The organism is Dorea chungnamensis (assembly GCF_039832125.1).
Lineage (GTDB): Bacteria > Bacillota > Clostridia > Lachnospirales > Lachnospiraceae > JAFBIX01.
This window is the reverse complement of sequence record NZ_JBDOHT010000031.1, coordinates 1-3,202: the sequence shown is the minus strand read 5'-3', so window position 1 is coordinate 3,202 and position 3,202 is coordinate 1. Positions and strand designations below refer to the sequence as shown.

At 51.0% G+C, this 3,202-nt stretch carries 3 protein-coding genes and 2 pseudogenes; 3 read left to right on the top strand and 2 right to left on the bottom strand.

Translation table 11 applies throughout. The features are described from left to right. Window positions 1-131: pseudogene (locus tag ABE613_RS15075) on the bottom strand (group II intron reverse transcriptase/maturase); the annotation flags it as partial. On the opposite strand from ABE613_RS15075, the gene ABE613_RS15070 reads away from it, so the two are divergent. The 3 genes from ABE613_RS15070 (at window position 68) to ABE613_RS15060 (ending at window position 2,989) form a co-directional block, all read left to right on the top strand. Then, window positions 68-397: a DUF5372 family protein gene (locus ABE613_RS15070; RefSeq protein WP_347376811.1), complete on the top strand. Its 330-nt coding sequence runs from the start codon at window positions 68-70 to the stop codon at window positions 395-397. The pseudogene ABE613_RS15075 and the gene ABE613_RS15070 sit on opposite strands and share 64 nt — an antisense overlap. A 57-nt stretch (window positions 398-454) precedes the next feature. Continuing rightward, entirely contained in the window at window positions 455-814 is a 360-nt protein-coding gene (locus ABE613_RS15065) for a DUF6788 family protein (protein WP_347376810.1), read from the top strand. Window positions 815-949: 135 nt separating this feature from the next. Next, a complete protein-coding gene (locus ABE613_RS15060; RefSeq protein ID WP_347376809.1) occupies window positions 950-2,989 on the top strand; it encodes a recombinase family protein in 2,040 nt (679 codons plus the stop codon). Window positions 2,990-3,073: 84 nt separating this feature from the next. On the opposite strand, the pseudogene ABE613_RS15055 reads toward ABE613_RS15060, so the two are convergent. Beyond that, window positions 3,074-3,202: pseudogene (locus ABE613_RS15055) on the bottom strand (group II intron reverse transcriptase/maturase); the annotation flags it as partial.

Sequence of the window (3,202 nt, the reverse complement as noted above, 5' to 3'; positions counted from 1 at the left end):
ATTGCATCTTTTGCACTTCTGTTTGGACGATAGCCGAAGCTATCATCTGCAAACAGCGGTTCATAGATTGGCACTAACATTTGGGTTATTGCCTGTTGAAGGGTTCGGTCTATCACTGTTGGCACGGCAACAGCAAAAAGCACTTGATCACAACAGGGATTTGGGAACAGCAACGATCCTCCATCCTTACCATCCCCTCTATGGACAGAGTTTCCCAATCCTGAAGGTCCGGAAAGTAGATGGCCAGCGCCGCTACTCGCTTCGTTCTCAGGATGATGTCTTCTCCGTCCCTGAGTCCTGGATCATCGACACCGGACAAAATGTTTTCTCCGAAAGCTATTTTGATGCTGATACCATAAAATCACTCCTTGAACTTTCCAGCCTGCTGTATAAATGAGCAGATTTCCAATACCACAGGGTAGATTTTTTTCTCTCCCTGTGGTATAATCTTATCATGAATAATACTGATAAGATTAGCAATTCTTACAAATCCATGACCACTGACACTCTCAAAGCCCGCCGTCAGGAGATCCTCGACTCAATGCCGGACCCGGCCCACGTCATGAGGGCTTCCCTGATCACCAGATCCATCAAATGCGGCAAGCCTAACTGCAGATGTGCCAATGGAGAGGGGCACAAAAGCCTGTACCTTTCTTCTTATTACAATGGGAAGACGCACCTTGACTCTGTTCCCAAGGCTTATAAAGACAGTGTCTCCCAATGCATCAAAGATTACGAGGATATCACAGCACTGCTCACAGAGCTCAGCAGCATCAACCTGGAACTGTTCCGGCGCAGAGAGATTGACCTTTAGCCTGAAAGGAGGAGGCCATAATGGAAACAACTCTCACGTATCTGACCGGTAATGACTCCCGGCTTGCGGAGGACCTCATATCGGCACTTTCAGCCCTTTTCATCTCCTTCTTCTCAGCAGAAAAGGAGGATGAAAATGAAGCAGAACCTATCAATTCCGTCCAAAGTACGGGCAGAACACCTGAACCGGGAAGCCCTGGTCTATGTCCGCCAGTCGACGATGGCCCAGGTACGGTTCAACCAGGAGAGTACACAGAGACAGTACGCCCTTCAAGAAAGAGCGTTATCGCTTGGCTGGCCGGAAGAACACATACGTGTGATCGACGGGGATCTCGGCATATCCGGATCCGGCCGTTCCAAGCGCCCAGGATTTGCCCAGCTCGTGACAAGCGTATCACTAGGCGAAGTCGGTGCAGTGTTCGGATTGGAGATATCACGCCTGGCCCGGTCATCAGCCGACCTTATGAAGCTCCTTGAGCTGTGCGGCCTGTTCGGCACCCTAGTGATCGACGAAGACGGTATCTACGACATGTCAGATTTTAATGACCGTCTCCTCATCGGCCTGAAAGGTACCATGGGAGAAGCAGAACTCCATTTTCTTCACGCCCGTATGATCGGCGGTAAGGAAAATGCCGCCTCCAGGGGAGAACTGCGCTTTCCTCTGCCTGTCGGCTACACCTATGATCCCGATGGCAAGACCATCATGGATCCTGATGAAGAAGTGCAGCATGCGGTCTCCACCCTGTTCAAGGCATTCCGTACTTCCGGAAGTGCCTACGGTGTTGTCCGCTATTTCTCGGAAAACAATCTTTCCTTCCCCAAACGCGCTTATGGAGGCGCATGGGATGGAAAGATCACCTGGGGAACGCTGACCCACAGCCGTGTCCTTGCAGCCATCCATAACCCAGCCTATGCCGGAGCATACGTGTATGGGCGCTACCGTGATAACAAAACAATTGATGCTGACGGGCATTTCGAACACCATCCCGTCCGTCTCCCAGATAAAGAAGACTGGAAAGTATTCCTCCCCGGACATCACCAGGCCTATATCTCCTGGGAAGAATTCGAGGAAAACCAGAAACGCCTTGACTCCAACCGCACGAACACTGAACGCTGTGGTCCGGCGCGTGAAGGGGCCGCCCTCCTTACTGGAGTCCTGCTCTGTGGGAAATGCGGCCGCCGTATGACTGTCCGTTACACCGCGACAGGTGGCATACGTCCCGTATACGAGTGCATTGGCAGATGGGAGCACGGCAACAAGGCAACCTGTTCCTCTGTCCCTGCCGAAGCTCTTGACCAGGCGGTATCTGAAAAAATCCTCTCGATCATGAAGCCTTCGGAACTGGAGATCTCCCTGAAAGTCATGCGCAGCATCAATGATGCAAACAGGATGTCAGATAAACAATGGCTCCTCTCGATCGAACGCGCACAGTATGAAGCAGACCGTGCGGAGCGGCAGTTTATGCTCGCAGACCCGGAAAACAGGCTTGTTGTCCGCTCCCTGGAATCCAACTGGAACCAGAAACTCAAAGAACTGGAAAAGGCAAAGCAGGATTACGCCGTATACATTTCAAAAAAAGCATGGGTTCCTTCCGAAAAAGAAGAACAGGATATCCTAACCCTTGCACAGAAGATCCCGGAGATCTGGAATGCGCCAACTTCTACCCCAAAGGAAAAGAAACGCATCATCCGCATTCTGATCGACGACATCACTGTCCTGGCCGAAAAAAGATGCCCGGAGTTTTCAGCGGGCATCCGGTTCCGCAGTGGGAAATGTGAACGGCTTGTCTTAAAAAAGAACCTTCCCTGCAGTGACCGTAAAAGACACACAGACAGCACAGTTTCCATGATCAGGGAACTGGCAGCTTTTATGAACGATTTTGAGATTGCGGACCGGTTAAACCAGGACGGGCTGGTCACTCCAGAGGGAAAACCCTTTACATATGCCGGTGTCAGATGGATCCGTCATAAACATAATATTTCCGGCCCCTACCAGAGAAACCGTCAGGGGATATCGGTTGCAGAAGCCGCCAGCCTGCTCGGTATCTCCACCGGGAAGGTCTACTACGGCATCTCTGCCGGCAAGATCCCCGCCAGAAAGCAGCATCAGGGATGGCCCTGGGAGATATTGATTGATGATTCCAACCTGGAATCCATAAAAGAGCTTTACACATGATACTTTTCTCCATTAAATCGGCTGCCTTCAGGATAGCTGGAGGCAGTATTTCAAAACATCGTTGGGAGGTGTGCAGTATGAAGTCACCGTGGGTATGCCAAGCTTTCGCACTCCACCATCTGGTTTGGGAATCTCAACACGTCTTACTGGAGACGGAGTGTACTTCCCTCTATAGATACGGTCAGTTAACTCTTGTTGATGCTCCCTAAGATA